Origin of the sequence: Bradyrhizobium sp. MOS002 (assembly GCF_003020115.1) — a bacterium.
Classification (GTDB): Bacteria; Pseudomonadota; Alphaproteobacteria; order Rhizobiales; family Xanthobacteraceae; genus Bradyrhizobium.
This window is the reverse complement of record NZ_PYFX01000006.1, coordinates 265,813-280,788: the sequence shown is the minus strand read 5'-3', so window position 1 is coordinate 280,788 and position 14,976 is coordinate 265,813. Positions and strand designations below refer to the sequence as shown.

General features: G+C 65.3%; 16 protein-coding genes. 11 read left to right on the top strand and 5 right to left on the bottom strand.

The genetic code is table 11. From position 1 onward, the window contains the following. Positions 1 to 13 precede the first annotated feature (13 nt). Both C7G41_RS20925 and C7G41_RS20920 read left to right on the top strand, forming a co-directional pair. The gene (locus C7G41_RS20925; RefSeq protein ID WP_106944310.1) at positions 14 to 802 is read left to right on the top strand and encodes an SDR family NAD(P)-dependent oxidoreductase; all 789 of its coding nucleotides are present in this window, start codon (positions 14 to 16) and stop codon (positions 800 to 802) included. 9 nt (positions 803 to 811) lie between these two features. Beyond that, positions 812 to 1,105 (top strand): DUF1330 domain-containing protein, encoded by a 294-nt coding sequence (locus tag C7G41_RS20920; protein ID WP_106944309.1) that lies wholly within the window; start codon positions 812 to 814, stop codon positions 1,103 to 1,105. Positions 1,106 to 1,136: 31 nt separating this feature from the next. On the opposite strand, the gene C7G41_RS20915 is transcribed toward C7G41_RS20920, so the two are convergent. Beyond that, complete coding sequence (locus C7G41_RS20915; protein ID WP_106944308.1) at positions 1,137 to 2,150, bottom strand: zinc-binding alcohol dehydrogenase family protein; 1,014 nt, start codon at positions 2,148 to 2,150, stop codon at positions 1,137 to 1,139. Positions 2,151 to 2,231: 81 nt separating this feature from the next. Continuing rightward, positions 2,232 to 3,845 carry an OprO/OprP family phosphate-selective porin gene (locus tag C7G41_RS20910; RefSeq protein ID WP_199198508.1) on the bottom strand — a complete coding sequence of 538 codons (1,614 nt, stop codon included), beginning with the start codon at positions 3,843 to 3,845 and terminating at the stop codon, positions 2,232 to 2,234. Positions 3,846 to 4,157: 312 nt separating this feature from the next. Here C7G41_RS20910 and C7G41_RS20905 point away from each other — a divergent pair, with 312 nt between their 5' ends. From C7G41_RS20905 to C7G41_RS20890, 4 genes are all read left to right on the top strand, one after another. Then, on the top strand, positions 4,158 to 5,564 hold the full coding sequence (locus C7G41_RS20905; RefSeq protein WP_199198507.1) for a DegQ family serine endoprotease: 1,407 nt from the start codon (positions 4,158 to 4,160) through the stop codon (positions 5,562 to 5,564). Continuing rightward, positions 5,561 to 6,895: a replication-associated recombination protein A gene (locus C7G41_RS20900; RefSeq protein ID WP_106944306.1), complete on the top strand. Its 1,335-nt coding sequence runs from the start codon at positions 5,561 to 5,563 to the stop codon at positions 6,893 to 6,895. The genes C7G41_RS20905 and C7G41_RS20900 overlap by 4 nt, the downstream gene beginning before the upstream one ends. Positions 6,896 to 6,972: 77 nt before the next feature. Further along, a complete protein-coding gene (locus C7G41_RS20895; protein ID WP_106944305.1) occupies positions 6,973 to 7,290 on the top strand; it encodes a HigA family addiction module antitoxin in 318 nt (105 codons plus the stop codon). Beyond that, positions 7,287 to 8,501 carry an RluA family pseudouridine synthase gene (locus C7G41_RS20890; protein ID WP_106944304.1) on the top strand — a complete coding sequence of 405 codons (1,215 nt, stop codon included), beginning with the start codon at positions 7,287 to 7,289 and terminating at the stop codon, positions 8,499 to 8,501. The genes C7G41_RS20895 and C7G41_RS20890 overlap by 4 nt, the downstream gene beginning before the upstream one ends. 157 nt (positions 8,502 to 8,658) lie before the next feature. Here the strand turns inward: C7G41_RS20890 and C7G41_RS20885 are convergent, their stop codons facing one another. Beyond that, entirely contained in the window at positions 8,659 to 9,105 is a 447-nt protein-coding gene (locus C7G41_RS20885) for a hypothetical protein (RefSeq protein ID WP_106944303.1), read from the bottom strand. Positions 9,106 to 9,179: 74 nt separating this feature from the next. On the opposite strand from C7G41_RS20885, the gene C7G41_RS20880 reads away from it, so the two are divergent. From C7G41_RS20880 to C7G41_RS20860, 5 genes are all read left to right on the top strand, one after another. Next, positions 9,180 to 9,974, top strand: a complete 795-nt coding sequence (locus C7G41_RS20880; RefSeq protein WP_106944378.1) for an ATP12 family chaperone protein — start codon at positions 9,180 to 9,182, stop codon at positions 9,972 to 9,974. 54 nt (positions 9,975 to 10,028) lie between these two features. After that, positions 10,029 to 11,633 (top strand): flagellar hook-length control protein FliK, encoded by a 1,605-nt coding sequence (locus tag C7G41_RS20875; RefSeq protein ID WP_199198506.1) that lies wholly within the window; start codon positions 10,029 to 10,031, stop codon positions 11,631 to 11,633. Then, positions 11,630 to 11,890 (top strand): EscU/YscU/HrcU family type III secretion system export apparatus switch protein, encoded by a 261-nt coding sequence (locus tag C7G41_RS20870; protein ID WP_007603059.1) that lies wholly within the window; start codon positions 11,630 to 11,632, stop codon positions 11,888 to 11,890. The genes C7G41_RS20875 and C7G41_RS20870 overlap by 4 nt, the downstream gene beginning before the upstream one ends. Before the next feature lie 70 nt (positions 11,891 to 11,960). Beyond that, positions 11,961 to 12,779: a penicillin-binding transpeptidase domain-containing protein gene (locus tag C7G41_RS20865; RefSeq protein ID WP_106944302.1), complete on the top strand. Its 819-nt coding sequence runs from the start codon at positions 11,961 to 11,963 to the stop codon at positions 12,777 to 12,779. A 63-nt stretch (positions 12,780 to 12,842) separates the two neighbouring features. After that, on the top strand, positions 12,843 to 13,499 hold the full coding sequence (locus tag C7G41_RS20860) for a carboxymuconolactone decarboxylase family protein (protein WP_106944301.1): 657 nt from the start codon (positions 12,843 to 12,845) through the stop codon (positions 13,497 to 13,499). A gap of 169 nt (positions 13,500 to 13,668) precedes the next feature. Here C7G41_RS20860 and C7G41_RS20855 read toward each other — a convergent pair whose 3' ends face one another. Both C7G41_RS20855 and C7G41_RS20850 read right to left on the bottom strand, forming a co-directional pair. After that, positions 13,669 to 14,265: a hypothetical protein gene (locus tag C7G41_RS20855; RefSeq protein WP_199198505.1), complete on the bottom strand. Its 597-nt coding sequence runs from the start codon at positions 14,263 to 14,265 to the stop codon at positions 13,669 to 13,671. Positions 14,266 to 14,470: 205 nt separating this feature from the next. Beyond that, positions 14,471 to 14,875: a DUF4260 domain-containing protein gene (locus C7G41_RS20850; RefSeq protein WP_106944299.1), complete on the bottom strand. Its 405-nt coding sequence runs from the start codon at positions 14,873 to 14,875 to the stop codon at positions 14,471 to 14,473. Positions 14,876 to 14,976: the final 101 nt, after the last annotated feature.

The window sequence follows — 14,976 nt, the reverse complement described above, 5'->3', positions numbered from 1 at the left end:
ATGGAGACATCGCATGAACATCGACCTTTCCGGTAAGACCGCCCTCGTGACCGGCTCGACCGCCGGCATCGGCCACGCCATTGCCAAAGGCCTTGCCGTCGCCGGTGCGAGCGTCGTGATCAACGGACGCGGCCAGGACAAGGTCGATGCGGCCGTGCGCAAGCTGGAGGGCGCGGGGGCCAAGGTCCGCGGCATCGCCGCCGACGTCTCGACCGCTGCGGGCTGCAAGGCGCTGGCCGCGGCGCTGCCGGACGTCGACATCCTCATCAACAATGCTGGCATCTTTGAGCCGAAAGACTTTTTCGACATTCCGGACGAGGACTGGAGCCACTTCTTCGAGGTCAACGTGATGAGCGGCGTGCGTCTCTCGCGCGCGTATATGCAGGGCATGCTCAAGCGCAACTGGGGCCGAATCGTCTTCATCTCGTCCGAGTCCGGGCTCAACATCCCCGTCGAGATGATCCACTACGGCATGAGCAAGACGGCCCAGCTCTCGGTCGCGCGCGGCCTGGCGCAGCTCACACGCGGCACCGGCGTCACCGTCAATTCCGTGCTGCCGGGCCCGACAATGTCGGAGGGCGTCGAGACGTTCGTGAAGGATCTTGCCAAGCAGAACGGCCAGTCAGTCGATGAGGCCGCGGCCAATTTCGTCAAACAACATCGCCCAAGCTCGCTGCTCCAGCGCTTCGCCAGCGTCGATGAGATCGCCAACATGGTGGTCTATGTGGCCTCGAAGCAAGCCTCCGCGACCAACGGTGCGGCGTTGCGTGCCGAGGGCGGCATCGTCAACACCATCGCCTGAGGCCTGCGTATGCCGGCCTATGTGATTTCCGAGGTCGAGGTGCGCGACAGAGCCGCGATGGAGGCCTATCGCACGCTGGCCGCAGCGACCATCGCGCAATATGGCGGCCGCTATCTCGTGCGCGGCGGCGCCGCCGAGCTCGCCGAAGGCAACCTTCAGCCGAAGTCCATCATCATCGTCGAATTTCCTTCGATGGCGCGGCTCAAGGAATGGTATGCCTCGGCCGAGTATGCCGAGGCGCTGAAGCTGCGGCAGACGGCGCTGGAGCGTCGGCTGCTGTTCGTCGAGGGCGTGGCGCCGTAGACAAGCCCGGGCATGACGGAGTGAGGGGCTGCTACCACCCCTCCAACACGATCTTGCCGCGCGACTTGCCGCTTTCGAGCAGCGCATGCGCGCGCTTGAGATTGACCGCGTTGATCGTGCCAAAGGTCTGGTCGAGCGTGGTGCGCAGCACGCCCTTGTCGATCAGGTCGGCGACGTCGTTGAGCAGATGATGCTGCGCGATCATGTCGGCGGTCTGGAATGAGGAGCGCGTGAACATCGATTCCCAGTGCACCGAGATCGCCTTGCCCTTGAACGCGCTCATGGTGAATTCCGGGGGATCGTCGATCAGGCCGAACTTGCCCTGCGGTGCCATCAACTCTGCGATCGCCTTGTAGTGCTGGTCGGTGAAGGTGAGGCTCGCCACCAGCGCGACGGGCGGCAGCTTGAGCTTCTCGATCTGCTCCTTCATCGGTTGGCCGTGATCGATCACCGCATGCGCGCCGAGATCGAGGCACCATTTTTGCGATTCCGGCCGCGTCGCTGTCGCCAGCACCGTCAGTCCGGTGAGGCGGCGGGCGAGCTGGATCAGGATCGAGCCGACACCGCCGGCGCCGCCCGTGATCAAGAGCGTGCGCGGATCGACACTCTTGCCGGGCACCGCACTGAGCCGGTCGAACAACAACTCCCAGGCGGTGATGGAGGTGAGGGGAAGGGCGGCGGCCTGCGCGAACGACAGGCTCTGCGGCTTGTTGCCGACGATGCGCTCGTCGACGAGATGGAATTCGGAATTGGTACCCTGGCGCAGGATCGAGCCGGCGTAAAATACCTCGTCGCCCGGCTTGAACAAGGTGACCTCGGGACCGACGGCGTCGACCACGCCGGCCGCGTCATAGCCCAGAATCTTCGTTTCCCCCTCCGGCGGGGCGGCGCGCTTGCGCACTTTGTAATCGACCGGATTGGCCGAGATCGCCTTCACGGCGACGCGGATGTCGCGCCCGCCGGGCTCGGGCTTTGCGGTCTCGAAATCGATCAGCGCGTCCTGATCCTCGATCGGAAGCGATTTCTTGTAGCCGACGGCCTTCATGGCGTGTCTCCTTCAGATAGCGTTGCAGATGCCGGGTCCCGGGTTCGCGTTTTCGCGCGCCCCCGGGACGACAAGCGAGACCTAGAACGCGAACTGCGTCCGCATCGCGACCGCATCGAACTTCGAGCCGACATCGGCGGTCGAGACCGGCGAGGCCTGCCTCGACACCGTGCCATGCAGATAGTCCAGCATGAAACGGACGTTGCCGTTGACATACCAGTTCAGCGCCGCCGTGTAGACGGTCTGCCGGCCGCCTGCGATGCCGGTGGCGGTCCCGAGCTGATCGTTGAGGTCGACCGTGGAGAAGCGTCCCGCGATTTCCCACGCGCCCCAGCCGCCGCCCTCGAGCGAGAACGGGTGCGCCGGCTTGACGCCGCCATAGGCCGCATTCGCCGCATTATAGCTGCGACCCTCGCCTGTGAGCACGTAGCCGGCCTGCGCGTAGCCGCCCTGGAATTTGAGGCTCGGCGCTCCCAGCGGCGGCAGGCCGGTATTGGCGCTGCGATCGATGTTGTACCAGAAATACTCACCTTGCAGGATCAGCGGTCCATAAGTGGCGGCGGCTTCGACGCTGTAGACCTGCGCGCCGGAGGCATTGGCGATTGCGCCGGTCGTAGCCAGTGCCGTGGGATCGATGCGCAGTTCTGGACGGTCGCTCAGCGTCACCGTCTGTGCGCCCGTCACCAGATTGCGCGTCGGCTGGATCAGCCATTCGGCATTGCCGCCGAGATGGACTGAGTAGTCCTTGCCGCTGACGACCTGGCCGGCGACACGGGCGACCGCGCCGTATTGTTCCGTGGTGCCGTTCGGCGCAACGCTTGAGGCTGAGTGGATCGCACCGGTGGCGGGACCGGTGACATAGGCGCCGGCCCAGAACACGTCGTTGTACCAGCGCGTGCCGACCGCCGAACGGAAGTCGCCCGCAGCGATGCTGGTGGCGAAGATGCCGGCCGAGGCGCGCTCCATGAAAATGATATCGTTGGAGCTCGTGGCCTCATCGAGAGTGTAGGGCAGGTCCATGATGCCGCCTTCGATGGCCATCTTGCCGCCGAACGGTTTCAGGCCGGTATAGCTGAGATAGGCGTTCTCGACGCCGGAGACGCCGCCGCCGGGCAGCGAACCTGGAGCTGTGCCCCCAAATCCGTCGGAGGAGCCGCCGAAGTCGTAGACCAGCGCGAAGTTCCAGTCGTGGAAGAACTTGCCGGCGAGACCGATGCGCGCGCGGCGGACGTTCTCGCCGCTGTCGAGCTTCTGCGGCACGGTTGCCGCCGTGTTGGGCCGATAGTCATAGCCGCCGACGTCCCAATGCAGGCGGCTTGTGATCCCGACGCAATTTGCCCCATCGGCAGTGCAGATGGTGGGCCGGTTGTTCGGCATCGTCACGACCACGCCGGAGGCGGGCGCCGGTCCCTTGAGCGGGATCGCCGCATTGGCGTTGGCGACGACGGCCTTCGCTTCGGAACGCGCTTCGGCTTTCGCCTCCGCCTTCGCCTCATGCCTGGCCTTCGCTGTCGCCGCGGTATTCGCGGCGGTCTGGCTCTGGAGCTTGTCGAGCTTCTGCTCCAGCATCTTCAACTGCCGCTTCAGGAGCGCGATCTCCTGGTCGCTGCTGCTGGCCGATTGGGCCTGGGCCTGCGAGGCTGCTAGTGCGCCGGCGAGACCAATCGCCGTGGCTGCAATTCTTCTCCTGCTCACGTCATGACTCCATCGTTTGACGAACTTCCCCAAGTCGCTGGCGGAGAGTCTAGGTATGATCGATGACTGCCCCGCGACGCTGCGCCCGGTTGCGCGGTTCCCACTGATGCAAATTCGCCGCAACCGAATCCGCCTTGCACAACCATGCAAGATGACGCACATCGTGCCAATCGGCAGCCCCGGCAAATTGCTATTTCGCACGCAGAGCTTGCAGGCCGGACACACCAAAAAGGGGGCCGAATATGCCGCCGGGCGCCCTTCTATTGGGGGGCGAACGCGCCTATATTCCGGCGTCTTTTCCAAGAGGTAGGAATGTTTCGATCGACCTGGGCCGCCGTCGTCACGGCACTGTGCATAGCCTTTTCGGCCAACTTCAATCCGGCCGCCGCGCAGGACCGCCGTGTGCCGTCCTCGCCTGCCGAACTGCGGCTGTCCTATGCGCCGATCGTGCAGCGGGTGCAGCCGGCGGTCGTCAACGTCTATGCCGCCAAGGTGGTGCAGAACCGCAATCCGCTGCTCGACGACCCGATCTTCCGCCGCTTCTTCGGCGTGCCCGGCCAGCAGCAGGAGCAGGTACAGCGCTCGCTTGGTTCGGGCGTGATCGTCGATCCGTCCGGGCTCGTTGTCACCAACGTCCATGTCATCGAAGGCGCCGACCAGGTCAAGGTGTCGCTGTCGGACAAGCGTGAGTTCGAGGCCGAGATCGTGCTGAAGGACTCTCGCAGCGATCTCGCGGTGCTGCGGCTGAAGGACACCAAGGAGAAGTTTCCGGCTCTCGAATTCACCAATTCGGACGAGCTGCTGGTGGGCGACGTCGTGTTGGCGATCGGCAATCCCTTCGGCGTCGGCCAGACCGTGACGCACGGCATCATCTCGGCCTTGGCGCGCACGCAGGTCGGTATCACCGACTACCAGTTCTTCATCCAGACCGACGCGGCGATCAATCCCGGCAATTCCGGCGGCGCGTTGGTCGACATGAACGGCAGGCTCGCGGGCATCAACACCGCGATCTATTCGCGCTCCGGCGGCTCGCAGGGCATCGGCTTCGCGATCCCCGCCAACATGGTGCGCGTCGTCGTCGCCTCCGCCAAGGGTGGCGGCAAGGCGGTGAAGCGGCCTTGGCTCGGCGCGAAGTTGCAGGCGGTGACGCCGGAGATCGCCGAGAGTCTCGGCCTGCGTTCGCCGACCGGTGCGCTGGTCGCAAGCGTCGTTCCGAACGGACCGGCGGCCAAGGCCGGGCTGAAATCCTCCGACCTGATCGTCTCCATCGACGGCCAGACCGTGGATGATCCCAACGCCTTCGACTATCGCTTCGCCACACGGCCGCTCGGCGGCTCGGCGCAGATCGACGTGCAGCGCGGCGGCAAGCCGGTCAAGCTGACGGTGGCGCTGGACGCCGCGCCCGATACCGGCCGCAACGAGCTCGTCATCACCGCGCGCTCGCCTCTCCAGGGCGCGAAGGTCTCGACCATCACTCCGGCGCTCGCCGACGAGCTGCATCTGGACGCCGACACCGAAGGCGTTGTGGTCACCGATCTCGGCGGCGACAGCGCCGCCGCGAATGTGGGCTTCCAGAAAGGCGACGTTATCCTGGCGGTCAACAACCAAAAGATCAGCAAGACCAGCGACCTCGAAAAGGCGGCGGCCGAGCGCCAGCGCATCTGGCGCATCACGTTGGTGCGCGGCGGTCAGCAAATCAACGTCACGCTGGGCGGATGAGTCCGAAGCGACCACAGGAGACGCCAACTCTCTTCGCCGCGGCGGGGCTCGATCACGAGGCTCCGCATCCGCTGCCGGATCGGCTGCGTCCGCGCGCGCTCTCGGAGGTCGTCGGCCAGGATCACATCCTGGGTCCCGACGGCGCGCTGACGCGCATGCTGGAGACGCGTACGCTGGGCTCGCTGGTGTTCTGGGGCCCGCCAGGCACCGGCAAGACCACGGTGGCGCGGCTGCTCGCGGACGCCACCGATCTGCATTTCGAGCAGATCTCCGCGGTGTTCTCAGGGGTCGCCGATTTGAAGAAGGCCTTTGAGGCCGCGCGTGCACGCCGCGAGATGGGCAAGGGCACGCTGCTGTTCGTCGACGAGGTGCATCGCTTCAACCGCGCCCAACAGGATTCCTTTCTGCCCGTCATGGAAGACGGCACGGTGGTGATGGTCGGCGCCACCACCGAAAACCCGTCCTTTGAGCTCAACGCGGCGCTTCTGTCCCGGGCGCGTGTGCTGGTGTTTCGCTCGCTCGACGCGGTCGCGATCGAAAAGCTGTTTGCTCATGCCGAGGAGGTCGATTGCCGCAAGCTGCCGCTCGACGATGAAGCGCGCGCCGTGCTGGTGCGCATGGCCGACGGCGACGGCCGCGCGTCGCTGACGCTCGTCGAGGAAGTCTGGCGTGCCGCGCGCAAGGACGAGATTTTCGACGCCGCGCAGTTGCAGGAGATTTTGCAGCGCCGCGCGCCGATCTACGACAAGTCGGCCGATGGCCACTACAATTTGATCTCGGCACTGCATAAGTCGGTGCGGGGCTCCGATCCCGATGCCGCGCTGTATTATCTCGCGCGCATGCTGGATGCCGGCGAGGACCCGCTGTTTCTGGCCCGCCGCGTCGTGCGCATGGCGGTCGAGGATATCGGGCTTGCCGATCCGCAGGCGCTGGTCATCGCCAACGCCGCCAAGGACGCCTTCGACTTTCTCGGCCATCCCGAAGGCGAGCTCGCGATCGCGCAGGCGGTGGTCTATCTCGCCACCGCACCGAAATCGAACGCCGTCTACACCGCCTTCGGCACGGCGATGCAGGTCGCAAAGCAGGCCGGCTCGCTGCTGCCGCCGAAACACATCCTCAACTCGCCGACCAAGCTGATGAAGTCGGAAGGCTACGGCGCATCTTACGAATACGACCAAGACGCCCCCGACGCCTTCTCCGGCCAGGACTACTTTCCGGAAGCCCTGGGCCGCCAGACCTTCTACGACCCGCCCGACCGCGGGTTCGAGCGGGAGATCAGGAAACGGCTGGATTATTGGGCCAAGTTGCGGAAGGAGCGGGGTGGGACCTAGCTCTTTGGGCTTGCTGCAGGGTTCGATTTACGGTTTACGTAACGCGTAATTCACGCTAGTCCGGCCAAGAAATCGCAATGCCCCGCACGCCCATACATCCCGGTGAACACCTTGCCGAAGAACTGCGACAACTCGGCATCTCCGCCGCAGAACTCGCGCGTCAGGTCGATGTACCCGTGAACCGGATCACCGGCATCATCAATGGACAGCGCGGCATCACGGCCGATACGGCGTTGCGTCTTGGTCACTGGTTCGACACCAGCCCGCAGTTCTGGATGAACCTGCAGCAGCAATATGAGCTGCGCCTCGCGGAAGAAGAGGTGGGGGCGCAGGTTGCGTCGCTGCCGCGCCGCGCGACGGTGCAGTCGACACGAAAGCTTGGAAAAACCGCATGAGCCGCCGCATCAAGAGAATGAACCCAAAACCTCGCGAGCGCGATGAGCGCAAGGAGGCGCGCCCGTTCAAGGCGCGCAGCGCGAAGCCAGCTGGGCCACGGCCGGGTGGCAAGCCCGGCGCGAAGCCGCCGCGCTTTGCGAGCGAGCGCGTCGAGCGGCGCGTGCCCAAAGCCGAACCGGAGAAGGTTGCGCCGGCAGAGTCCGTCGAGGCATTGCTGCCGACCAAGGTGCAGACCGTCAAGGTGACGGCCGACGAGAACAACATGCGCGTCGATCGCTTCCTTGAAGCGCACTTTCCCGGCCTGTCGTTCTCCCACATCCAGCGCGTCGTTCGCAAAGGCGAGCTGCGCGTCGACGGCAAGCGCGTCGACAGCAAGGACCGCCTGGAGGAGGGCCAGAGCGTCCGCATTCCGCCGCTGAAGCTCGACACGCCGAAGGCGCCCAACCCGCAGTCGGAGGCGGCGCAAAAGACGCTTGCCGCGCTGAAGGAGATGACGATTTACGAGGACGACGACGTTCTCGTGCTGAACAAGCCGGCCGGGCTTGCCGTGCAGGGCGGCTCGGGCATGACGCGACACATCGACCAGATGCTGGAGGTGATGCGCGATTCCAAGGGCCAGAAGCCGCGCCTCGTGCACCGCATCGACAGGGAGACGTCGGGCTGTCTCCTGGTCGCCAAGACCCGCTTTGCCGCCTCGCATCTGACCGGCGCGTTCCGTTCGCGGTCGGCACGAAAAACCTATTGGGCCTTGGTGCCCGGGCTGCCGAAGCCGAAGCAGGGCCGCATCTCGACATTCCTTGCCAAGGAGGAGAGCGAGGACGACACCATCATGCGCATCGCTCAGCATGGCGACGAGGGCGCGAGCCACGCGATAACGTATTATGCGGTGGTCGAGACCGCCGGCAACAAGCTCACCTGGGTGTCGCTGAAGCCGGTGACCGGGCGGACCCACCAGCTGCGCGCCCACATGGAACATATCGGCCACCCCATCGTCGGCGATCCCAAATACTTCAACATCGAGAACTGGCAACTCCCGGGCGGCCTGCAAAACCGGCTGCACCTGTTGGCGCGCCGCATCGTCATCCCGCATCCGCGCGGCGGCTTCATCGATGCCACCGCGCCTTTGCCGCAGCACATGCAGCAGTCGTGGAACCTGCTTGGGCTCGATGCAAGCAGATTTGATCCGATCGAGAACGCGCCTGAAGAGTAAGTAGAGGCGCGAACCAGTAGGCGCGCGGCTAGCCACATTCTCCGCTGTCATCGCCCGACTTGATCGGGCGATCCAGTATTCCAGAGGCGGTAATGGATACGGAGAAGCCGCAGCGTACTGGATGCCCCGGTCAAGCCGGGGCATGACAGCGGTGGGTTCAATTCCGAAACTGCTCCAGAAACATCCGCAGGCTATCGTGCGGGCTCTCGACATCCGTGATCAACCAGCCCTCGGGCCCGCTGACCAGGATGAAGTTCAGAGTCACCGGCCGGCCGCAGTTGTCGAAATTCGCCGCGACATAGGTCTTGTCGTACTGCCTGCGAATGACCGCGATAGCGACGGGGCCGAGCTTCCAGCTCGGGCTCTGCACCAGGAAATCGTAGGGCTCGACCCGCAGCGCTGACCACATCTTGCGTAAGGAGGGGTCGAAGAATTGCCGGGCGGTGGCGGCATCCCGCGGCAGGCCTTTCGAGAGCTCCGGCGTGCCCTGGCCATAATGGGCGTAGACGTTGCGGACCACCGATTCCGGAGTCCGAAAGCCGGCCTGCGCCGCGGTCGGCAAAAACCCGGCTAGCAGAGCCACAATGCCCGCAAGTTCCCTCATGCCTCCCGCTCGCTTTATCGGCCGCCGGTCTTACCTTACAAGCCTAGCATTGAGTGATCGGGGCCGAAAACCAGATGCGCGAATTGTTCGATGAAGCTGCGGGGCGATCCCCGCTTGATCCGCAGGAATTGGTCCGCCAGGCCGCGCGCGTGCCGTTGCGCAAGCGCTTCTACAAGGAGGTGGGGGTGGCCGAGGCTGAGGGCGGCTTTGCCATCACGCTTGACGGCAAGGCGATCCGCACACCGTCCGGCCGCCAGGTGATCATCCCATCGCGAGACCTCGCCGATGCGGTGGCTGCGGAATGGGCGGATCAGGACGAGACGATCAAGCCCATGACCATGCCGCTGACGCGGATCGCCAACAGTGTGGTCGAGGGCGTCGTCGACCGCGTCGATCTCGTCACGGACGACCTTGCAAAATACCTCCAGTCCGATCTGCTGTTCTATCGCGCCGGCCATCCCGAGGGACTTGTCGCCCGCGAGGCCGCGCATTGGGACCCCGTGCTGTTCTGGGCCGCGGAGACGCTGGGGGCGCACTTCATCCTGTCCGAAGGCATCATGCATGTGACGCAGCCGGATGAGGCTGTGCGAGCCGCGCGTGCGGCACTGCCGGGGGATGCCTGGTCGGTCGCCGCCCTCCACGTGATCACCACCCTGACCGGCTCGGCACTGCTGGCGCTGACGCTTGCTCATGGCGTGCGCGACGCCGACCAGGTCTGGGCGGCAGCTTATGTCGATGAGGACTGGAACGCCGAGAAATGGGGCGTGGATGAAGAAGCGGCCGCGCGCCGCGCCGCCCGACTGAGGGATTTCAAGGCTGCGGTCCAGGTCCTGGCGGCGGTAAAGCCGCCCTCGGCCGAAGGTCCTTAACGAGAGGTTTACGACGCAGGCGTTAGGGTGGCCCGTGCTCCTGGGCCCCTCGCGATGCCGACGCCGATAAGCTCGATCCTTCCCGTCAGTGCTGCCAGCCCCGTGGCTGACGCGGCGACGCCGGATCTTGTGCTGCAGGCCGGCAGCGTGGTCGACGCAAGAGTCGTCAGCGTGCTCGCCGACAATCTGGTGCGGATCGCGATCGCCAATCTCTCGATGGATGTGATGTCTGAGGTGTCGCTGACACCAGGCCAAAATCTCCAGCTTGCGGTGTCGCAGAACGGCGGCACCATCCGGCTCGCCGTCATGGGCGGGGCAGGTGAGGCGGCCGCCGATCAGGTCACGCTGACGCCGGCTGCGGCCTCGCTGGTGGATAGCCCACCGATTGCGCCGTCAGCGGGTACGGCGCGCAATACCCTGACTCCGTCCGAACAGGCTGCTGTCGCGACGGCCTCTGCCGAGGCCGCGACGAAACAGGGCAGCCAGGCGCCCCTGTTCGCCAATCTGGCCGCGGTCGTCACCGGTAGCGATCTTCCGGCAGGGCTGAAGCAGGCGATGCTGGGCGTGCTGGCGCAACAGACGCCGCTCAACGCCGGACTCGATGGCGGCGACATCGAATCCGCCTTTCAGAAGTCCGGGCTGCTCCTCGAAGCCTCGCTCGCCGCAGGCGCGCCGCCGTCCTCCGGAACGATGCCGGATTTGAAAGCCGCGCTGCTGGTGCTGCGGCAGACGCTGGCAACGCTCGAGGCGGCGCCACAGACGCAAGGTGCCGCCCTTCCAGCTGGTACCATGGCGACACCGCAGGTCGCTGCCGCGCAGACGCAGGCTGCACAGTCCGCATTGTCCGCAACCGAACCCGAGATCGCCCAACCGCTGCAAATGCCGCGCAGCGCCAATCTCGCGGCCTCTGTGTTGGCGGACATCGCTGGCGGTGCTCCGCAGGCCGCGATGCCGCGGATCATGTCCGCAGGCCTTGCCGCGAGCCTCCTGCAAGAGATCACGCAAAACCTGCCGCGCATGACGGGCAATTTGCCGGGCTCGAACAAGGCGGTGCCTGACGGACATATTTTCGAAGCCGCCGCGCACGTGACGCCACCGCCGGTTCGCGGCGCGTTGCCGTCGCCGCAATCCATCGCCTCGCCGTCACTCGCGCCGGATACGCCGCTTGCCGCGACCGTGCACCGCCTGCTCGACGATACCGATACCGCGCTCGCACGCCAGACCTTGCTCCAGGTCGCTTCGCTCCCCGATCGCACCGACGCCAGCGGTCACAGGATCGACCCGACAGTGCCGCAGTGGAATTTCGAGATTCCGTTCGCTACGCCGCAGGGCACCGCAATGGCGCAGTTCGAGATCTCGCGCGACGGCGGCAATGAATCCGCCGATCCCGCCAAGCGCGCCTGGCGCGCGCGATTCACGCTCAATGTCGAGCCGGCCGGCCCCGTGCACGCTTTGATTACCCTGAACGGCGACACGACTTTCGTGCGGATGTGGGCGGAGCGGCCGGCGACCGCACAGCAGCTTCGCGCCGGAATCGGTGAGCTCAACCAGGCCCTGAGCAGGGCCGAGCTCAAGCCCGGCGACATCCTGGTCCGCGATGGCACCCCGCCACAGCCCGCACCGGCCCGCGCCGGTCACTTCCTGGATCGCGCCACATGAGCGACCCGTCGAAGCTTGCGATTGCACTCCACTACGAGAAGGGCAGCAACGCGCCGGTCGTCGTCGCCAAGGGCAAGGGCACGATTGGCGAAAAGATCGTCGAGATCGCCAAGGCCAACGACATCCCGATCGAGGAGAACGAGATCCTGGCCGGCGCGCTGTCCAAGGTCGAGCTCGGCGAGGAGATTCCGCCCGACCTCTACAAGGCCGTCGCCGAAGTGCTGGTGTTCGTGCTGCGGCTGTCGGGCAGGCGGTAGCTGTCATCGTTTCACCACGATAGCGGCTGCATGGTCGCGGCCATCTTCATCGTGTAAACGGACACCGCCAGTGCTTACCCGCCGTTCCACCCTCGGCCTTCTCGCCGCAGCTGCCGCTTTGCCATCGCGTGCATTCGCCCATGTCGCGCCGCCGCGCAACGAGATCCGTGACAGCCTCGCAAAGCGCTTCACCGACCTCGGCACGGCCGGGACATTCGTCGGCTACAAGGTCGAGGACTACCTGGTCGTTGCGAGCGACAAGGAGCGTTCGGGCGAGGCGAAGCTGCCGGCTTCGACCTTCAAGATTCCGAACTCGCTGATCGCGCTGGAGACCGGCGTGGTCACTGACCCCGACAAGGACGTATTTCCCTGGGATGGCGTGAAGCGTCCGATCGAGGCCTGGAATAAGGATCACACGCTGCGCAGCGCGATTCTCGTCAGCGCGGTGCCGGTCTATCAGGAGATCGCGCGTCGGATCGGGCAAGAGCGCATGCAGAAATACGTCGATCTGTTCGACTACGGCAATCGCGACATCGGCGGCGGCATCGACCAGTTCTGGCTCACCGGCGCCTTGCGCATCGATCCGGTCGAGCAAGTCGATTTCGTCGACAGGCTGCGCCGCCGTGTGCTGCCGATTTCGAAGCGCAGCCAGGATCTGGTCGCTGACATCCTGCCGGTGACCAAGATCGGCGACAGCGTCATTCGCGCCAAGTCGGGGCTGCTCGGCGCCGAGCGCGGCGAGCCGTCGCTGGGCTGGATGGTGGGCTGGGCCGAGAAGGGCGAAGCGCACACCGTGTTCGCGCTGAATATGGATTGCAAGGAGCCGCGTCTGGTCGGCGAGCGCATGCCGTTGACGCAAGCCTGCCTTGCCGAGATCGGCGCAATCTAGCGTTACCGCGCTGGCGCCGCTCGACTAGCATCCTCCGGGTCAAGAAAAAACCGGGAGGACAAAATGAACTCAACGCCGCTCTGGCTGACGTCGCTCACGCTTGCCGCCGCGGGCGGCTGGGTCGCCGCCACGATGTTTGCAGCGCCCGCCACCAGCAGGGAGCCGCGCTTTGCGCAGCTCACGATGGACCAGCTCGACGCCAAGCAGAAGCCGCTCGGCGAGCAGATCATGAAGGTCTCGAGCGTCGGCATCGGCGGGCCCTACAATCCGATGATCCGCAGCCCGGTGCTCGGCCAGCGCCTGTTCGACCTGTTCCACTATCTGCGCTGGGAAACCTCGGTCCCGACAAAACTCAACGAATTCGCGATCCTGATCATCGGGCGGCAATGGCGCTCGCAGGTCGAGTGGTATGCCCATGCGCCGCTCGCGGCGAAGGCGGGCCTGTCGCCCGACATCATCGCGGAGCTGAAGGCCAACAAGCGGCCTGCGAAGATGGCCGAGGACGAGGCTGTGGTCTACGATTTCGTCACCGAGCTCACCACGACGAAGAAGGTCGGCGACGAAACCTATGCTCGCGCGAAGAAGGTGTTCAACGACCAGCAGATCGTCGACCTCACCGTGGTCGCTGGCAATTACGTGATGGTTGCGATGCTGCTCGCAATGGCGGAGGAGACCGTGCCGCCGGATAAGCAGGAGCCGTTCAAGCCGGGCGAGCCTTGAGGTTCGTCGTTGCGAGCCCAGCTCTCTCTACGCGTCATTGCGAGCGCAGCGAAGCAATCCAGGGTGCCTCCGCGGAAAGATTCTGGATTGCTTCGCTTCGCTCGCAATGACGGAGTATGTGGCGTCGACATCGCCCTTCACGCGCTCCTCGTGGTGATGCGCGACGGCCTCAGGCCTTGTCAGCCGCCTTCTTCACCGTCAACGCCTGGTCGATCGCAAAACCGCCGATCTCGCTCATCGCCTGCGAGATCACGTCGCCCTTGCGGGCAAAGCCGGCGGAGAGAAAATCGAACTGGGTGCGCGCCAGCCGCAGCACCTCGATCGGCACGGAAATGGCGGTCTCGTTGAAGCTGTCGACTGAGGCGTGCAGCGTCTCCAGCTCGCTTGTGAGCTGGCCGATATGGCTCTCCGCGTGCTGCATCAGGCCGAGCAGGCTGCCGCGCTCGGCATCGAATGCCGCGCGCTCGGCCGCCGCGGCCGCGGTGACCTCGGCAAGCTGGCTGCGCAGCCCGTCAATTTGCTTGACCATGGCGTCGGACGCCATCTCACCGGCCTCGCGCAGTTCGCTGTTGCGCGTGTTCTCTTCGTGCTCCCGGTGATAGAGGCGTTCCGCCGACATCGCCCGCTGTGCCAGCGACTCGATCAGCGCGGCCGCGCGCAGCAGCATCTCGCCGTTCCGCCCTGACACCATGATGGCCATGCGCCGCAGGAAGTCGGTGGTTTCGGACGATGAGTTCGGCGGCAGTGGGACGACCGTCGCAGACATGAGGTGATGCTTGCAGCCGGAAATGATGACCGCCGCCGTACCGACTGAGCTCACGCAACATTCGGCGCCTGATCGCAAGCCTGGAGCAAGCCTGAATCGGCGGGTCCGGTCAACTGGCTGGCGCAGCAAATACGCTCTCGTAGCCCGGATTACGCTGCGCTCCATCCGGGCTACGCAGTTAGCCGAGGCACCGCACAATTGACCGTCAGGTATCCTTCTGCCGGCCGATCCGGCCGAGATGGGTGAAGCCGAAGCCGGCCGAGTATTTCAGGCCATAGCCCAGCGCCCGGTCGAGGCCGATATGGGCGAGCCAGATCAAGGCGATGGACAGTGTGAGCGGCGAGGCGAGGCCGAAGCCGAGCGTCAGCAGCGCGACCGGCGCCATGTAGCTGTGGGCGGCGTTGTAGACCATCGCGCCGAGTTTGGCGTCGGCCAGGTATGCCAGGAAGCTCAGATCGGGGACGAGGAAGAGCAGGGCAAAGACCGCCCAGGAGCCGTCCCAGGTCCAGTAGAGCATCACCATTCCCACAAACAGGGTCAGGCCCTCCAGCCGCAGCAGGATGTTGACGCCGCCCGTCGCCGCGCCGGTCTCGGCCGTTCCTTCGGTCATGCTCGTCTCCCAGGCAAAACTTTGAAATTCCTTGCGCTTTCCCGCTGCGGCAAGGCAGCCCTGCGGGACCGAAAGCCGCTTCCCGGCCCGCAAAATGCCGT